Annotated in this window: 13 protein-coding genes and 1 pseudogene; 7 read left to right on the forward strand and 7 right to left on the reverse strand. The window is 38.5% G+C overall.

From position 1 onward, the window contains the following. Positions 1-273 precede the first annotated feature (273 nt). From DIZ80_14540 to DIZ80_14565, 6 genes and pseudogenes are all read left to right on the forward strand, one after another. Positions 274-1,638 (forward strand): annotated as a pseudogene (locus DIZ80_14540) (sigma-54-dependent Fis family transcriptional regulator). Positions 1,639-1,923: 285 nt separating this feature from the next. After that, a complete protein-coding gene (gene pilB, locus DIZ80_14545; GenBank protein ID RDH81314.1) occupies positions 1,924-3,630 on the forward strand; it encodes a type IV-A pilus assembly ATPase PilB in 1,707 nt (568 codons plus the stop codon). 2 nt (positions 3,631-3,632) lie between these two features. Then, positions 3,633-4,865, forward strand: coding sequence for a type II secretion system protein F (locus tag DIZ80_14550; GenBank protein RDH81315.1), 1,233 nt, complete (start codon positions 3,633-3,635; stop codon positions 4,863-4,865). Positions 4,866-4,869: 4 nt separating this feature from the next. Beyond that, positions 4,870-5,742, forward strand: coding sequence for a prepilin peptidase (locus tag DIZ80_14555; protein RDH81698.1), 873 nt, complete (start codon positions 4,870-4,872; stop codon positions 5,740-5,742). Further along, positions 5,739-6,338, forward strand: coding sequence for a dephospho-CoA kinase (locus tag DIZ80_14560; protein RDH81316.1), 600 nt, complete (start codon positions 5,739-5,741; stop codon positions 6,336-6,338). Before DIZ80_14555 ends, DIZ80_14560 begins: the two co-directional genes overlap by 4 nt. Positions 6,339-6,523: 185 nt before the next feature. Beyond that, entirely contained in the window at positions 6,524-7,294 is a 771-nt protein-coding gene (locus DIZ80_14565; protein ID RDH81317.1) for a cell division protein ZapD, read from the forward strand. A gap of 54 nt (positions 7,295-7,348) precedes the next feature. Here the strand turns inward: DIZ80_14565 and DIZ80_14570 are convergent, their stop codons facing one another. The 5 genes from DIZ80_14570 to DIZ80_14590 all read right to left on the reverse strand — a co-directional run bounded on the left by DIZ80_14570 (position 7,349) and on the right by DIZ80_14590 (position 13,998). Continuing rightward, complete coding sequence (locus tag DIZ80_14570) at positions 7,349-7,795, reverse strand: hypothetical protein (protein RDH81318.1); 447 nt, start codon at positions 7,793-7,795, stop codon at positions 7,349-7,351. Between the two features lie 3 nt (positions 7,796-7,798). Next, positions 7,799-8,740, reverse strand: coding sequence for a hypothetical protein (locus DIZ80_14575; GenBank protein ID RDH81319.1), 942 nt, complete (start codon positions 8,738-8,740; stop codon positions 7,799-7,801). Between the two features lie 32 nt (positions 8,741-8,772). Then, a complete protein-coding gene (gene argJ / locus DIZ80_14580) occupies positions 8,773-9,987 on the reverse strand; it encodes a bifunctional ornithine acetyltransferase/N-acetylglutamate synthase (protein ID RDH81320.1) in 1,215 nt (404 codons plus the stop codon). Positions 9,988-10,005: 18 nt separating this feature from the next. Continuing rightward, entirely contained in the window at positions 10,006-12,729 is a 2,724-nt protein-coding gene (locus DIZ80_14585; protein ID RDH81321.1) for a preprotein translocase subunit SecA, read from the reverse strand. Between the two features lie 366 nt (positions 12,730-13,095). Continuing rightward, a complete protein-coding gene (locus DIZ80_14590) occupies positions 13,096-13,998 on the reverse strand; it encodes a hypothetical protein (GenBank protein ID RDH81322.1) in 903 nt (300 codons plus the stop codon). A gap of 170 nt (positions 13,999-14,168) precedes the next feature. Here DIZ80_14590 and DIZ80_14595 point away from each other — a divergent pair, with 170 nt between their 5' ends. Beyond that, positions 14,169-14,585 (forward strand): hypothetical protein, encoded by a 417-nt coding sequence (locus tag DIZ80_14595; GenBank protein RDH81323.1) that lies wholly within the window; start codon positions 14,169-14,171, stop codon positions 14,583-14,585. 57 nt (positions 14,586-14,642) lie between these two features. On the opposite strand, the gene DIZ80_14600 is transcribed toward DIZ80_14595, so the two are convergent. Both DIZ80_14600 and DIZ80_14605 read right to left on the reverse strand, forming a co-directional pair. Beyond that, positions 14,643-15,554 carry a UDP-3-O-[3-hydroxymyristoyl] N-acetylglucosamine deacetylase gene (locus DIZ80_14600; protein ID RDH81324.1) on the reverse strand — a complete coding sequence of 304 codons (912 nt, stop codon included), beginning with the start codon at positions 15,552-15,554 and terminating at the stop codon, positions 14,643-14,645. Positions 15,555-15,780: 226 nt separating this feature from the next. Continuing rightward, positions 15,781-16,917, reverse strand: coding sequence for a cell division protein FtsZ (locus tag DIZ80_14605; protein RDH81325.1), 1,137 nt, complete (start codon positions 16,915-16,917; stop codon positions 15,781-15,783). Positions 16,918-16,934: the final 17 nt, after the last annotated feature.

Raw genomic sequence — 16,934 nt, forward strand, 5'->3', positions numbered from 1 at the left:
ATGTAGTGTTGCAGAGCATGTGCCAACTCTGTTAAAACAACCTGAAAATATTTTAATTATCAATAGAATCAATAGGATAAGACTTTATATTCGTAATTTTAATATTATTTAAAACTATTCAAACTGTGACAATTTTGTAGAAAACCTACCATTTTGTCACTTTGTAACAAACATAATTGTCATATTCAATATTATTCTGTTTGTTAATTGCTTAGCAAAGGCTAGAATAATGAAAAACTCTTTGTGGAAGTAATAGAAACATTGAAATCAACCGTTACCCCATCAAAAGCACTCATTGTTGACGATGAACCTGATATCTGCGAATTAGCTGAAATAACGCTTAATCGTATGAACATTGATACTCGCTCGGCCAATGACCTGCAAACAGCCAGGCACCTACTTGAGACTGAAAAGTTTGATATCTGCATTACTGATATGAACTTGCCTGATGGTAATGGTATTGAACTGGTTGAACATGTACAAAGTGTTTATCCTGATTTACCCATCGCTGTGATCACGGCATATGGCAGCATGGACTCTGCAGTTCGTGCTCTCAAAGCAGGTGCTTTTGATTTTGTATCTAAACCAATAGACTTGCATATATTTCGCAGCCTTATCAATTCCGCAATAAAACTAACCCGAAGACCAGACAGCGACACAAAATTTCTACCGCCTGACAATGAAGCAAGATTATTAGGCCACTCAAAATCCATGAATGAGCTCAGAAACAAAATATCCCGACTAGCTCGTAGTCAGGCCCCTGTATTTATACATGGGGAGTCAGGTAGCGGCAAAGAAGTCGCTGCGCGTTTAATTCACCAGAAAAGCGCACGTGCAGACAAACCTTTTATTGCGGTTAACTGTGGCGCTATACCCGCTGAATTAATGGAAAGTGAATTTTTTGGTCACAAAAAAGGCAGCTTCACCGGTGCTTCATCAGATAAAGAAGGCTTATTTAAAGCAGCCGACAAAGGCACTCTCTTTCTAGATGAAATTGCTGATTTACCCCTTCAGATGCAGGTAAAGCTACTACGCTCCATACAGGAAAAATCGATTCGCCCTGTTGGTGAACACACAGAACAGACCGTCGATGTTCGAATTCTCAGTGCCAGCCATAAAAATCTGATGCAACTGGTTGAACAAAATGAATTTAGAGAAGACCTGTTTTATCGTATTAATGTTATTGATCTTGAAATCCCCCCACTTAGAGAGAGACAGGAAGATATAGCTGAACTGGCTAATTATCTATTAGTGCGTATTTCACTTAAATCAGAAATCAATAACTTAAATCTGGCTGAAGATGCACTTACTTCTCTCTGCCAATATCACTTCCCAGGCAATGTCCGTGAATTGGAAAATATTTTAGAACGCTCTATCGCGCTTACAGATAGTAATCAAATTGATGCGAGTAACCTTCAATTTCCACAAACGAAAAGTATCGTTGAAACAGAAGATGTGACTCCTTCCAGCCAAACGACTAACGGTAATCATAATAATTTACATCTTGTAGATCAGGAAATAGCGACCATCAAACAGGCTCTGGAGAAATCACGTTGGAACAAAACAGCCGCTGCGTTATTGCTAGGCCTGACCCCAAGACAATTAAGCTATAGAATTAAAAAGTTAAATATAAAATAAATCCTTAGTCCTGTTTTTTATACCCGCAACAACTAAATTAAAATACCGCTATATAAGAATACAATTAAATAAAAAACCACAAACACTAATCTAATGCTTTTTATTTTTCTTCAAGCCTGTTTTAAATACATCCATGATGAAACATGCACATTTGTTAAACACTCTACAGATTCATCAACATATTAAAATGGTTTATAAATTAGCTAGCTAAATACTTGATTTCAACTACAATTCTCTTGTATAAACGTATACTCTTAACATTAATAATTATTATTGAGCTCAAATATGGCACCAGACCAAAAACTCAGTGGATTGACCCGTAGACTGGTGTTAGATGGACTTTTAGAAGAAAAGCAGGCTTTAGAAGCGCAAACCGAGGCTAAGAAAGAAAAACTCAATCTTAGCCAGTATCTGGTATCAAAAAAACTCATTGCCGCAAATAAACTCGCAACCATCGCATCTAATGAATTCGGAATTCCTCTACTCGACCTGGATAGCCTTGATGCTGAATCAATACCCAATGGCCTTGTTAATGAAGATTTAATTAAAAAACATCAGGTTCTTCCTCTTTATAAACGTGGGAACCGTCTCTACGTTGCAACCTCTGAACCCACTAATTTGCTCGGTATCGATGAAATTAAATTTCAGACCGGTATTAATACCGAAGCGATTCTTGTAGAAGCTGACAAGCTAACTAAAATTATAGAAAAAAGTCTGGAAGCCAAAGACGACGGCATGAACGAATTGCTGGACGATGATCTGGATGATCTGGACTTTGAAGATACTGAAACTACTGCCTCTGAAGACGATTCTTCATCTGAAGCAGATGATACCCCGGTTGTTCGTTTTGTTAATAAAGTACTACTGGATGCAATCAAAAAAGGGGCTTCAGATATACATTTTGAACCTTATGAAAAACGCTATCGCGTACGCCTCAGAATTGATGGTGTTCTGCGTGAAGTTGCTTCGCCTCCGAATGCAATGGGCGGACGATTATCTGCACGTATAAAAGTTATGTCTCGCATGGATACTGCTGAACGACGTATACCGCAAGATGGTCGTATAAAAATGCGTATTTCCAAAAATAAAGCTATCGATTTTCGTGTAAACACCTGTCCCACTTTGTTCGGTGAAAAAATTGTTTTGCGTATATTAGATGCATCAGCAGCCAAACTGGGTATCGATATGCTGGGTTATGAACCAGCGCAAAAAGAACTTTACATGGAAGCACTGGCAAACCCTTACGGTATGATTCTGGTTACCGGCCCAACTGGTAGTGGTAAGACGGTTTCTCTATATACCGGTCTGAATATCCTGAATACAGAAGATAGAAATATTTCTACTGCGGAAGACCCGGTAGAAATAAATCTCGAAGGTATCAACCAGGTTAATATGAACCCGAAAGTCGGCCTTGATTTTAACTCAACATTACGTGCTTTTCTTCGACAGGACCCGGACATCATTATGGTGGGTGAAATACGCGACCTTGAGACAGCGAGCATCGCAATCAAAGCCGCACAAACCGGTCACATGGTTATGTCCACACTGCATACTAATGATGCACCGCAGACATTATCTCGTCTCATTAACATGGGTGTTCCTCCCTTTAATATAGCATCTGCGGTTAACCTGATTATTGCCCAACGTCTTGCACGACGTTTATGCGAAAACTGTAAAACTGAAGAAAATATACCTAAAGAAGCTCTGGTAGAAGAAGGCTTCCCTCAGGAAGATATAGATAAAGGCATAAAATTATACAAAGCTGTTGGTTGTGAGCAGTGTGATAAAGGATTTAAAGGGCGAGTAGGTATTTATCAGGTAATGAAAATTTCAGAAGAAATGGGCCGAATTATTATGCGTGAAGGTAATGCTTTAGAGCTTGCCGATCAGGCCCAGAAAGAAGGCATTCCAGACCTACGACAATCCGCAATAGTAAAAGCCATGAGTGGTGTAACCAGTCTGGAAGAAATTAACCGCGTGACCAAGGATTAAAAATGGCACAGAAAAATAAAAAAATTGAGAAGAGTTCTTTTCTTTGGGAAGGAAAAAACAAAGAAGGCAGGGTCATGAAAGGTGAAATCCATGCCCATAGTATTGCTCTGGTAAAAGCTGAGCTTAGAAAACAGGGAATACTCCCAAAAAAGGTTAAGAAAAAATCTTCCAGTTTATTTAAGTCTAAGGGCAAAAAAATTACACCTGCTGATATTTCTATATTCAGTCGTCAAATGGCGACAATGATGAAAGCTGGCGTACCATTAGTTCAATCATTCGATATAACCGCCGGCGGCCACTCCAATAAAAACATGTCCGATTTGATTTATGCAATTAAAGCAGACGTTGAAGCCGGTGGCTCATTTGCAGAAGCCATCTCAAAACACCCTTTACAATTTGACGATCTATTTGTCAATCTTGTAGCCGCAGGTGAACAATCTGGTGCACTGGAAACTCTGCTTGAAAAAATTGCGACTTATAAAGAGAAAACTGAAGCATTAAAAGCCAAAATTAAAAAAGCATTAGTTTACCCAGTCTCTGTACTGATTGTTGCTTTTATCGTTTCCGCAATACTGCTTATATTTGTGGTGCCTATCTTTGCTGATTTGTTTTCAGGTTTCGGTGCTGATTTACCTGCATTTACTTTGTTTGTTGTAGGTATTTCAGATTTCATGGTCGCATACTGGTGGATAGTTTTTGGCATTATAGCCGGTTCCATTTTTAGTATAAAAAACCTATTCCGACGCTCTAAAAAATTCCGGAACACTTTAGATAGAGCCTATCTAAAGTTACCCGTAGTTGGTAATTTAGTATTAACCTCATCAGTCGCCCGGTTTTCACGTACGCTGTCTACCATGTTCGCTGCTGGTGTACCACTGGTTGAGGCTCTAGATTCGGTAGCAGGTGCATCGGGTAATAATGAATATGTAAAAGCCATTTTAACAATGAGAGATGACTTGGCCAGTGGCCTGCAATTACAAAGCAGCCTACAGGCTTTTCCTGAACTATTCCCTAATCTTGTTGTACAAATGGTATCCATTGGTGAGGAATCAGGTGCACTAGATGAAATGTTAGGTAAGGTCGCTGACTTTTATGAAGCAGAAGTCGACAATGCGGTTGACTCACTTACAAGCTTGATGGAACCATTAATTATGTCCTTCCTTGCCGTTGTCATTGGTGGTCTGGTTATTGCTATGTACCTGCCAATATTCAAAATGGGTCAGGTTGTTGGTTAATTTTATACAAAACACCCTGATTGAGTTTCAAAATAATCCATGGTTGTTTTTTACAACGGTTACTTTAATTAGTTTGAGTGTTGGAAGTTTTTTAAACGTTGTTATCTATCGCCTGCCCGTTATGATGCAAAACGAATGGCGCACAGACTGCAAAAACTTTCTGGAACTAGAGCCCGATAAAAAAACACCAGAAATTTTTAATTTATCCAAACCGGATTCAAGTTGCCCTAATTGCGGACATAAAATTCGTGCCTGGGAAAATATTCCTGTGATTAGTTATATGGTTTTAGGTGGTAAATGCTCATCATGTAAAACACATATTTCAATTCAGTATCCTGTTATTGAAATAGTAACCGCATTATTGTCTGTGCTTATTGCAATTAAATTTGGCGTTAGTGGTGAAACATTTTTTGGTTTAATTTTTACCTGGGCATTAGTTTCTCTCACTGTGATTGATGCTAAAACCCAGTTATTACCAGATGATATTACGCTACCTCTACTCTGGCTCGGTATTTTAGTAAATACCTCCGGACTTTATACAGATCTTGAATCATCAGTATTTGGCGCAATAGCGGGTTACCTTATACTCTGGTCTATTTATAAATTATTTAAATTAGTTACCGGTAAAGAAGGCATGGGATACGGTGATTTTAAATTACTTGCCGCCCTGGGCGCATGGATGGGTTGGGTAATGCTGCCGCAGATAATTTTACTTTCATCACTTGTTGGTGCTGTAATAGGTATATCTATGATTATGATACGTAAACATGATAAAGGTGTACCAATTCCCTTCGGACCTTATCTTGCTATTGCTGGCTGGATTGCATTTGTCTGGGGTGCAGAAATAAATCAGTTATGGCTTAATATTCAGGCATGATTAAAATTGCCTTAACCGGCGGTATAGGTTGTGGAAAAAGTACTGTCTGTGAACTATTTTCACAACACGCCATTCCTGTTATTGATACCGATATCATTGCACGCGAGCTGGTTAAACCAGGCGAAGATACTTTAATTGAAATAATTGATTATTTTGGATCAGAAATATTATTACCTGACAGATCACTCGACAGAAAAGCATTAGCCGGTAAAGTTTTTAATAACTTAAAAAGCAAAAAAGCTCTGGAATCAATACTCCACCCTAAAATTAGAAAAGCGACACAATCACAGATAAATAGCTTAAATACCTGTTATGTCATTATTGCTATCCCCTTATTAGTTGAAACTAAACAACTGTCTGACTATGACTATGTACTTGTAGTTGACTGTAGTGAAGAGCAACAAATAGAACGAACAATCTACCGCGATCATAGAACCTTAGATGAAGTACAATCGATTATAAACTCACAGGTTTCGCGAGAAGAACGAAACTCGGTTGCAGATGATATTATTGATAACTCTGGAGACAGAAAATCACTTGTCACACGCATTGATCAGCTCCATGCTAAATATATGAATTTTTGCAAATCAGCTTAATCTGCGCCCTTAACAGCGAAGCACATAACCTTGTTTATTAGAAATATACTTCAATATAGATAAATAACCAAATTCTATGACATACCTTCAATACACCAGTTTGTTTCACACAACTATAGTTAAGGGCTTATGTTAAGACCTGTTTTATGTCAGAATGGCGTATTAGCACTTAACTCCCTACAAACATGTCTGAGCAACTCATCTTTGAGCAACCCCTGAACGAACACATTCGTACATTTTTACGTCTGGAACATTTATTTAATCAGTTTCATCAACATGTTGATCATCAATCTGACTGGGATACACATAGCGCTGTAAAAGCTATTCTCGATATACTGAGCATGCTAGGACGTGGCGACATCAAACGTGAAACAATCAAGGAGCTCGAACGCCAGAACGTCAACTTACAGTCATTTGTTGAAATACCCGGCATTAACCACGACAAATTAACTAAAATCATCCATGATCAGAAAAAATGTTTGCAGGAATTGCATGCTATTGGCGGTATTGTTGGTCATGAGTTGCAACAACATGAATTACTAAATGCCATTAGACAACGATTAAGCATGCCTGGTGGATTATGTGAATTTGACCTACCTGTCTATGCTCATTGGCTAAATCAACCTTTTGAAAAGCGCACTGAGATCTTAAACCAGTGGTTTGCTCCATTCAAAACATTAAATACAGCTATTGATTTAATTTTACAGGTTATCAGGGACAGCACTGATGCAATAGATGAATCAGCAGAAGACGGCTTTTATCAAAAAAACCTTGATGCTAATTTAACCTGTCTAATGATAAGAGTAATACTGCCTGATGATACAACAGTATTTCCCGAAATTAGCGCGGGGAAACACCGATTCACTATTCGTTTTTTGAAGGCAGGAAATTTAGCAAATAGACCTGAACAGGATAAAAGCAATATAGATTTTAAATTAGCCTGTTGTATTTTATAAAACGTCTTTCACGGTTATTTATAAATTCTACACAACTAATTAAATTCAGTTACATTATTCAGATTGTGAAAATTTATACTGAGTAATAACAGATTTATTATCAAACATCATTTTTACATTTAAAATCCAGTCATTTCTGCCTAATGTGCATACAGGTAAAATAACTTTAGCCTGCCAGTCAGTTTTATTTTTAACCAGACTATGCTTGTTATAGCCCATATCCATCCCCTCCATATCAAAAGCCAATTCAATAAAGTCCGGCTGTAATCCATTTATTTTTACCAACACTAAAAATGGCGAAAGGGCTGAGGGCACACCATTAAACTGAAGATTATAATGGATATCATTTTTATCCATTATACAAATCTGTTTTGTCGGGTCACAATATGAAATATGAGTAATTTCACTTGTATCTATTTTTTTAATATTAGCCTGTCCCAACCATTGACCCGCAAAATACGTAAGCACAATAACCATAACAAAAAGAAAAATCGTTTTCATTTCCTATGATTTCCAGAAACTTGAAATTGCAGCGACACCTTGTGCACCTGAAGATTTTGCATCACATATATCAGACTCTGCCATCCCACCTAAAGCGTAAACTGGTACTTCAACATTTGACGATATTTGAGCAAATTTCTCCCAGCCTATACCTTCAACACCGGGGTGACTTTTCGTTTCTCTTACTGGTGACAATAATATAATATCAGCTTCAAGTTGTTTTGCTTTTTCAATTTCCTGCTCTGTATGGCAGGATACTGAAAGTAATGACTCTTTATCAATAGGGCGCTGCTGAATTGAATGCAGCATTTGACTACTTAAGTGCAATCCATTTGCATTAGTATCTAAAAAAACATCTAACGTTGTATTTAATAACAGTATTGCACCATGCAATTCACATAATAAAGTAGACATTTTTACAAGGTGTTTATATTCAGTCACAGATGTATTTTTACATCTTAACTGAACCAGTGATATACCACTTTTAAGACTATTCTCTAATTTTAATTTGAAATCTTCAGTATTTTCAAAAGACCCTGTAATCATATATCTCTCAGGTAATTTTAATGTCTGAATTATTTCACGATTTGCAGTAGGAAATTCTTTTGCATTTAAATCAGAAATCAACCGCCACTTGAGCTGCTGACCTTCAGCACCCTGTGGTTCCCCTGAATAAGATTCAACTTTCCATATATCTAGTAGAACTTTTTTATCAGGATACTGATATGTGATTTTTTTAAACGATGAAGCTTTATCAATAGAAATACCAAGTTCCTCATCTATTTCACGCTTTAGAGCATCTAACGCAGACTCACCGTCTTCAAGTTTACCTCCAGGAAATTCCCAAAGTCCTCCCTGATGCACACCTGCTGGTCTAAGTGAAATCAACACCTGATTTTTTTGATTGATAATTATTGCGACTGCAACATGGATTAAAGCAGACATGTCTACCTCATATACTCTATTTTATTAAGCGCTTAACTACGATACTCAGAATTTATTTTTACATAATCATAAGACAAATCACTGGTCCAGACACAGGCAGATTGATCACCCGTTTGCAGCTCTATACGAATTGTAATTTCCTGTTGATTCATAACCTGTTGCCCCTGCTCTTCTGTATAAGCCACATCTCGCCCACCATTAGAAACGATACAAATATCACCCAGGAATATTTTAATTTTATCTATATCAAAATCAACACCAGCACGGCCGACAGCAGCAAGAATGCGCCCCCAGTTCGGGTCACTGGCAAACAGAGCCGTTTTAACAAGTGGGGAATGGGCAACAGTGTATGCAACCTGACGCGCATCGGATATTGAACTTGCAGAATTAACCTGTAAGGCAACAAATTTTGTTGCCCCTTCAGCATCACGAATAATGGCCTGAGCAAGATACAGGCAGACCTCACTAATGACATTTAATAATGCTTTGTAATCATCATTAACCTGAGTAATAACATCATTTCCAGCATGACCTGTTGCCATCAAAACACAGGCATCATTCGTTGATGTATCACTATCGACCGTAATCGAATTAAAAGAGATGTTAACCGCAGAAGTTAAACACTGTTGTAACAGGTCTTTATTAATCACCGCATCTGTAGCGATGTAAGCTAACATAGTAGCCATATTTGGCTGTATCATGCCTGCACCTTTTGAAAGACCGGTAACAGTTACTGTTTTGCCCTGTAATGTTATCTGACGTGAAATACCTTTTAATTTAGTATCTGTTGTCATTATGCCACGGCCCGCATTAAGCCAGTTATTCTCAACTAACTTCTCATGCAACACAGGTAAGGCAGTTTCTATTTTATTAACAGGTAAGTTCTCACCTATAACTCCCGTTGAAAAAGGTAAAACCTCATCAGGTTCACACCCAGCCTGTTGTGCAACCAGAGCACAGCTTTCAAACGCATCCTGCATACCCTGCTCACCGGTACCAGCATTTGCATTACCTGAGTTTACTAATAAATAACGCGGTGTTTTTGATTGCATATTTTTTTTTGCAACACTAACAGGTGCTGCACAGAATTTATTCTGAGTAAAAACAGCTGCACATTGACTATTATCTGCTAGCTCTATTAAAACAAGATCATCCGACTGATTTTTTTTAATACCTGCAGCGACTGTTGCCAGCCTGATACCTTTAACAGGTAAAAGCGAATCTGGTTCAACTAAATTTACAGCCATATTTTAATTACCTTTCGCTTAACTTAACTTACCGTGGCATTGTTTGAATTTTTTACCTGAACCACAATAACACGGATCATTTCGGCCAATTTTCTTATCATTTCTTACAAAAGGTTTTTGTCCTGGTTGCTGCTTTTCTGCATCAGACCTTTCTTCATCTGTTGCCATTGACGCATCAGCATGCTCATAACTCATATCCATTGGCATATGCTGTTGACGTTCCAGTTCATCGATTTCTTCCTGAGAACGAATTTCAACTCTGGCTAACGTTGACATTACTTCCTGTTTTATTTGCTCCAGCATTTCAGTAAACATTTCAAACGATTCACGCTTGTATTCCTGCTTTGGATTTTTTTGTGCCATCGCGCGTAAATTTATACTCTGACGTAAATAATCCATTGCCGCCAGATGCTCTTTCCAGTGCGAGTCCAGTACCTGTAATAGAATATATTTCTCAAATCGGCGTAACTCATCGGCACCAATAGCTGTTTCTTTTTCTTTATAAATATTCTTCAGCTCTGTATCAACTTTTTCCGCCAAAGTATATTCATTCAGCTGATCATCATCATCAAGCCATTGCTGAATACTTAATACTCTTCCTGTTTCATCTTCCAGCGTTTTAACAAGCCCTTCAATATCCCACTGCTCTTCAAGCGTTCCTGCAGGCACATAATTTGATACCAGTGTATTAATCACATCAGCACGGATAGATTCGATAATGTCATTCAAATCATCTTCAGCCATCATTTCATTACGTTGCTGATACACAACCTTACGTTGATCATTCGCAACATCATCATATTCAAGTAACTGTTTTCGAATATCGAAGTTATGCCCTTCAACTTTACGTTGTGCATTTTCTATCGCTCTGGATACCCACGGATGCTCAATCGCCTCTCCTTCTTCCATACCCAGTTTTTTCATTAAACCAGACATTTTATCTGATGCAAATATTCGCATCAGATCATCCTGTAATGAAAGATAAAATCGAGTAGATCCGGCATCACCTTGACGACCTGAGCGACCTCGTAATTGATTATCGATACGACGCGACTCATGGCGCTCACTACCGATAACATGAAGACCACCCGCAGTTAACACAGCTTCATGCCTTTCCTGCCATTGCTCAGTAAATTTTTCTTTTTCTGAATCTGAAATTTCACCTTTTTCAGCTAATTCAACATCAAGGTTTCCGCCTAGAACAATATCTGTGCCACGACCAGCCATATTTGTTGCAATGGTTACTGCACCAGGAACACCTGCTTCGGCAATAATACCAGCTTCTCGTTCGTGCTGTTTTGCATTCAATACATTGTGTTTTACTTTTAATCGGGTTAACAGTTCAGAAAGGTGTTCTGACGCTTCTATAGACGCAGTACCAACCAGGACAGGTTGCTTGCGTTCAATACAGTCTTTTACATCTTCAGCGATTGCATTAAATTTTTCTTCAACAGTAAGAAAAATAAGATCGCCATTATCAACTCTGGCAACATCAAGATTAGTGGGTATAACCATCACTTCCAGGTTATAAATGGACTGAAATTCAAATGCTTCCGTATCTGCTGTACCAGTCATACCGGCTAATTTATTATATAAACGGAAATAGTTCTGAAACGTGATACCGGCTAATGTTTGATTTTCATTTTCAATATTTACGCCTTCTTTCGCCTCAATTGCCTGATGTAAGCCATCTGACCAGCGACGACCTTCCATTGTACGCCCCGTAAACTCATCAACAATAACAATTTTTCCATCACTAACAATGTAACTTACGTCTTTTTGAAATAAAACATTTGCTCGTATTGATGCCGTTAAATAATGAATGAGATTAATATTCGTCGCACTATAAAGGCTGTCATTATCATCTAGAATGCCTTCTCTAATAAGTAACTCTTCAACTTTTTCATGGCCTTGTTCTGTGATTGCTACCGATTTATTTTTTTCGTCAACCGTATAATCACCCGTAGGTTCTTCTTCTTTTGTTTCGCCCTCTTCACCTTGTTCTAATTCTTTAATTAACCCATTAAATTTCACATAAAGTTCAGAGTTATCATTAGTTGGTCCGGAAATAATTAGCGGCGTTCTCGCTTCATCAATTAAAATCGAATCAACTTCATCGACAACAGCAAAATTTAATTCACGCTGAACTTTTTCTTCAACACTAAATGCCATGTTATCGCGCAGATAATCAAAGCCAAATTCATTATTGGTTCCATAAGTAATATCAGATTCATAAGCCTGTTTTTTAGCTAACGGCTCCATACCGGATATAACAACTCCGGTGCTCAAACCTAAAAAGGCATAAAGCTTACCCATCCAGCCTGCATCACGTTGTGCCAGATAATCGTTTACAGTAATAACATGTACACCCTTAGAAGACAGGGCATTTAAATAGGTAGCAAGCGTTGCAACCAGCGTTTTACCTTCACCTGTACGCATCTCGGCAATATTGCCATTATGAAGAACGATGCCACCGATCATTTGCACGTCGAAGTGGCGCATACCCAGCACACGTTTACTTGCTTCTCTTACGGTAGCGAATGCTTCTGGTAACAGGTCATCAAGTGATTCACCCTGATTAAATCTCTCACGGTATTCAACTGTTTTAGCCCCTAGCTGCTCATCGCTTAAGCCTTCATTATCAGACTCATAATTATTAATTTTATTTACGACTTTGCGATATTTTTTTACCTGACGATCATTGCGGCTGCCAAAGATCTTTCGCATTAGGGTGGATGCCATTGTGAATCCTTATAACTACATGTTTTGCTTAAAAAGAGAGGCTGTATTATGCCTTAGAAAGCCCTGTGGCTTAAGGGTAAGAGTGCAAATAATTGAATTTAATCGGATTTATTTGATGTTTTACCGAGATGAGGCGCAAATAGAATATGTTAGCAACAATCATTAACTGCTTTTAACCAGCAGTAGAATTTTTTCAATTTAATTGACTGGTTGTTTTTCGCCCTGTTAAGACACATATCCATCGGGGATGGAACGCATTTTTGGCGATCCGCCCCCTTACCGATGCCATCAAGAGTTTTACGGCGCCAGGAATTCACACCGTCAGTACCTGGTGGTGCGGATTAAGGTAATAACTAAATTTTGACTCTATTTTCTTTGAACAAATTTCTGTGGGTTAATCTGACGACCATTCTTTATCACTTCAAAATGCACATGAGGCCCTGTAGATCTGCCTGTTGAGCCCATGAGAGATATTACCTGACCCTTTTTAACCGTATCACCTACTGATACAAGATTGGTTTTATTATGACCATATCGCGTGATATAACCATTACCATGATTGATTTCTACTAAATTCCCATAACCATAACGTTTACTGGACCAGGTAATCACTCCGCCTGCAACAGCTAACACATCAGATCCTGATTTAGCCGCGAAATCCATACCTTTATGAAATTGAAGCTTGCCTGAAAAAGGGTTTGTACGCGTACCATAATAAGACGAAATCCAGCCTCGCTTAATGGGGCGACCAGCAGGAAATACTTCTTCCTGCATGTTACTGCTAATTAGAATATTTTCTAAAACACGCAACTGCTGCTCTCGATCCTCTAACTCTGAAATGACAGCATCTATTTCACTACCAAAATCCATTTCCTGTAATCCCGGCTCATCCGGTCCACCTAACCCTGGATTATCTTCAAAATTAAATTCACCTCTATCAAGCTTTGCAATGGTGACAAGTTTTTGACCTAATGCGTTAAGACGCATGGCATGAGCCTGAATTTCACCTAATCTTGCTGCCAGAGCATCAATATCAGCTCGAGCATTAAAGCGAGTCTGATTAATCAATTGCCTCTGCAGTTTAATTTCCTGCTGAATTGAGCTAACACTGGAAGATGATGCCTGAGATTGACCAACCCAGTAGCCCATCATGCCTAGCGCCCCTGAAAATAACACCGCAAATACTGACAGCATCATGAATTGCACAGGACTGCCGATTTGTACACGACAGGGTCGACCTCTAAATTTACTTAATAATATTATATCCATGCACGAAAACTTTAATGTAATGTATAACCTTAAGAATACCCTATAAGCTATAATAGCCCAAATTCGATCAAAACTTAAAATATTTAACTCGAACAGGTGATTTTGACATAAAATGACTAAACCACAAGTAATTGATCACTTTTATACAACAACTTTGAACAACGGTTAAAATGGACAACATTTCAGAAAAACTCAACCTGAGATTTATAAAAAAAGCGCTAGAACTTAAGCGCCTTAACCATGCCGTAAAGATTTCATTACCCGTAGACTGCCATGATCACATGGAAGTTGCTGATGTAAGAAGCAATCAACTCATTATATTAACAGACTCTCCTGTCTGGCAGACACGATTACGTATGTATAGCCAAACGATATTAGAAGCCCTGCATCAGCACGCGGGAGTGAAATTAACACGAGTAACGTTAAAACTCATTCCGCCTAAACGTATTGTAAAAGAGAAATCACCGGTTTTTCGCACATTAAGCGAAGATAACGCTAACCTTATAGAGCAAACCGCAAACTGCATTTCTGACCCTGCATTACAGGCTGCTCTGCTACAACTCTCTCGTAAAACAAAAAAGCCCTGAATTAGTTCAGGGCTTTTTTGTTTTTAATAATTAAATACTATAAATTAAGAATAGGCATTAAGCCTGTACTGGTTTTGAATATGAAATCGGAGATATCGACTCTTCATCTTCAAAGGTAACTTCTTCCCATGCTTCTGGTGTTGCTATTAATGTTTTTAACAATGCGTTATTTAGCGCATGACCTGAACGATAACCAGAATAAGCACCAATCAAACTATGACCCAATAGATAAAGATCACCAATTGCATCTAATATTTTGTGTTTTACGAATTCATCCTGATAACGCAAACCATCTTCATTCAGTACACGAAACTCATCCACACCGATTGCATTATCTAAACTTGCGCCTAATGCCAGGTTACTTTCACGTAATTTTTCAAAATCACTCATAAATCCAAAAGTTCGCGCACGACTGACTTCTTTTACAAATGAAGTTGATGAGAAATCTATTTCAGCCTGTTGAGGTGCTCCATTAAAAACAGGGTGATCGAAATCTATAGTAAAACCTACTTTAAAGCCTTCAAATGGTTCAAATTTCGCCCATTTGTCTTCTTCTTCGACTAAAATTGTATTCTTGATTCTAATAAAACGCTTAGCGGCCTGCTGCTCTACTATACCTGCTGACTGCAGTAAAAACACAAATGGACCTGAACTACCATCCATAATAGGCACTTCATCTGCACTCACATCAACATACGCATTATCAATACCTAAACCTGCCATTGCTGAAAGCAGATGCTCTACTGTTGATACTTTTGCGCCATTTTCACCAATTGTTGTTGATAACTTGGTATCACATACATTTTCTGCTTTTGCATGAATATCTACAGGCTGATCAAGATCTACACGTCTAAATACAATGCCTGTGTCTGGCGATGCCGGACGTAAAGTTAGATATACCTTATTACCTGTGTGCAAACCAACGCCGGTTGCACGGATAACATTTTTGATGGTGCGTTGACAAATCAAGTCAATATTCCTTAATAATGGCCATTATTCATGGCGATATTGCCCACTGGACAAATTTGCACGAATTATACATGCTTTTGTCACAATTTGAACATAATTAAATGTTAATAAAAGAATATTATAGGCAAGTTTACTAACAAAACATTAAACTTGCGCACAGTTTTTAGATATTACCTTAGCTTGATAATATCTTACCTGAGCAATTTATACCTTTTATTGAGCACTTTTAATCAGCCTGACGTCGCAAAAATGCAGGAATATCCAGCATTTCATCATCCAGTGAGCCAGACAAACCATCACCCACAGCTTTTTTACGCTGAATTGTAGGTTTATCATAATCCCCATAATCAACATCACCGGTGGTAGTTCGCTTCACAATCTTCATAGGGTCTTTACTCATACCAGCAGGCGCCTGACCTAAACCAGTTGCAACAACCGTTACTCGTAACTGATCTTCTAATTCAGGGTCTATAGCTGTACCCATTACAACGATGGCCTCATCTGATGCAAATGAACTTATTATTGCACCGATATCTTCAAACTCACCCAAAGTTAAGTTAGTACCAGTTACATTAACAAGAATACCTCGTGCACCCGAAATATTTACATCTTCTAATAATGGACTAGCAACCGCAGCTTCAGCAGCTTCTGCCGCACGACTCTCACCACAAGCAATACCTGATCCCATCATACCCATGCCATTTTGTGACATTACTGTACGTACATCCGCGAAATCCACATTGATCACACCAGGGTGTGTAATTAACTCAGTAATACCCTGAACCGCATTATGCAAAACATCGTTTGCACCGTTAAATGCATTCATTAAATCAAACTCACGCCCATAAACACTTAATAATTTATCATTGGGAATAGTTATTAATGAATCAACATGCTGACTTAGTTCCTGTATGCCCTGCTGCGCAATCTTCATTCGATTAGCGCCTTCAAACACAAATGGTTTTGTTACTACACCAACACAAAGTATGCCCATGTCTCTGGCAATTTGAGCTACAACTGGAGCTGCACCGGTACCGGTTCCACCACCCATACCAGCAGTAACAAAAATCATGTCGGCACCCATAATAATTTCCTGGATACGCTCACGATCTTCTAAAGCTGCCTGACGACCAACATCCGGGTTAGCACCGGCACCAAGACCTTTAGTTATATTGGTACCAATCTGTAACGATGTGGCTCCACTGATTTTAGTCAGTGCCTGTGCATCTGTATTTGCACAAATAAAATCCACGCCCTCTATACCTGTGGACATCATGTGCGTTACAGCATTACCACCGCCACCACCAACGCCTACTACTTTTATGACAGCGTCTTGAGCAACTGAATCCATCAATTCAAACATGTGTGATCTCCTCATTT

It is taken from the genome of endosymbiont of Galathealinum brachiosum (assembly GCA_003349885.1).
Classification (GTDB): Bacteria; Pseudomonadota; Gammaproteobacteria; order SZUA-229; family SZUA-229; genus SZUA-229.

Excerpts from the sequence above, each read along its gene's own strand:
- DIZ80_14595 (RDH81323.1), top strand. The coding sequence starts at position 14,169 with ATGGACAACATTTCAGAAAAACTCAACCTGAGATTTATAAAAAAAGCG.
- DIZ80_14565 (RDH81317.1), top strand. The coding sequence starts at position 6,524 with ATGTCTGAGCAACTCATCTTTGAGCAACCCCTGAACGAACACATTCGT.
- argJ (RDH81320.1), bottom strand. The coding sequence starts at position 9,987 with ATGGCTGTAAATTTAGTTGAACCAGATTCGCTTTTACCTGTTAAAGGT.
- DIZ80_14585 (RDH81321.1), bottom strand. The coding sequence starts at position 12,729 with ATGGCATCCACCCTAATGCGAAAGATCTTTGGCAGCCGCAATGATCGT.
- DIZ80_14605 (RDH81325.1), bottom strand. The coding sequence starts at position 16,917 with ATGTTTGAATTGATGGATTCAGTTGCTCAAGACGCTGTCATAAAAGTA.
- DIZ80_14575 (RDH81319.1), bottom strand. The coding sequence starts at position 8,740 with ATGTCTGCTTTAATCCATGTTGCAGTCGCAATAATTATCAATCAAAAA.
- DIZ80_14570 (RDH81318.1), bottom strand. The coding sequence starts at position 7,795 with ATGAAAACGATTTTTCTTTTTGTTATGGTTATTGTGCTTACGTATTTT.
- DIZ80_14590 (RDH81322.1), bottom strand. The coding sequence starts at position 13,998 with ATGGATATAATATTATTAAGTAAATTTAGAGGTCGACCCTGTCGTGTA.
- DIZ80_14560 (RDH81316.1), top strand. The coding sequence starts at position 5,739 with ATGATTAAAATTGCCTTAACCGGCGGTATAGGTTGTGGAAAAAGTACT.
- pilB (RDH81314.1), top strand. The coding sequence starts at position 1,924 with ATGGCACCAGACCAAAAACTCAGTGGATTGACCCGTAGACTGGTGTTA.
- DIZ80_14550 (RDH81315.1), top strand. The coding sequence starts at position 3,633 with ATGGCACAGAAAAATAAAAAAATTGAGAAGAGTTCTTTTCTTTGGGAA.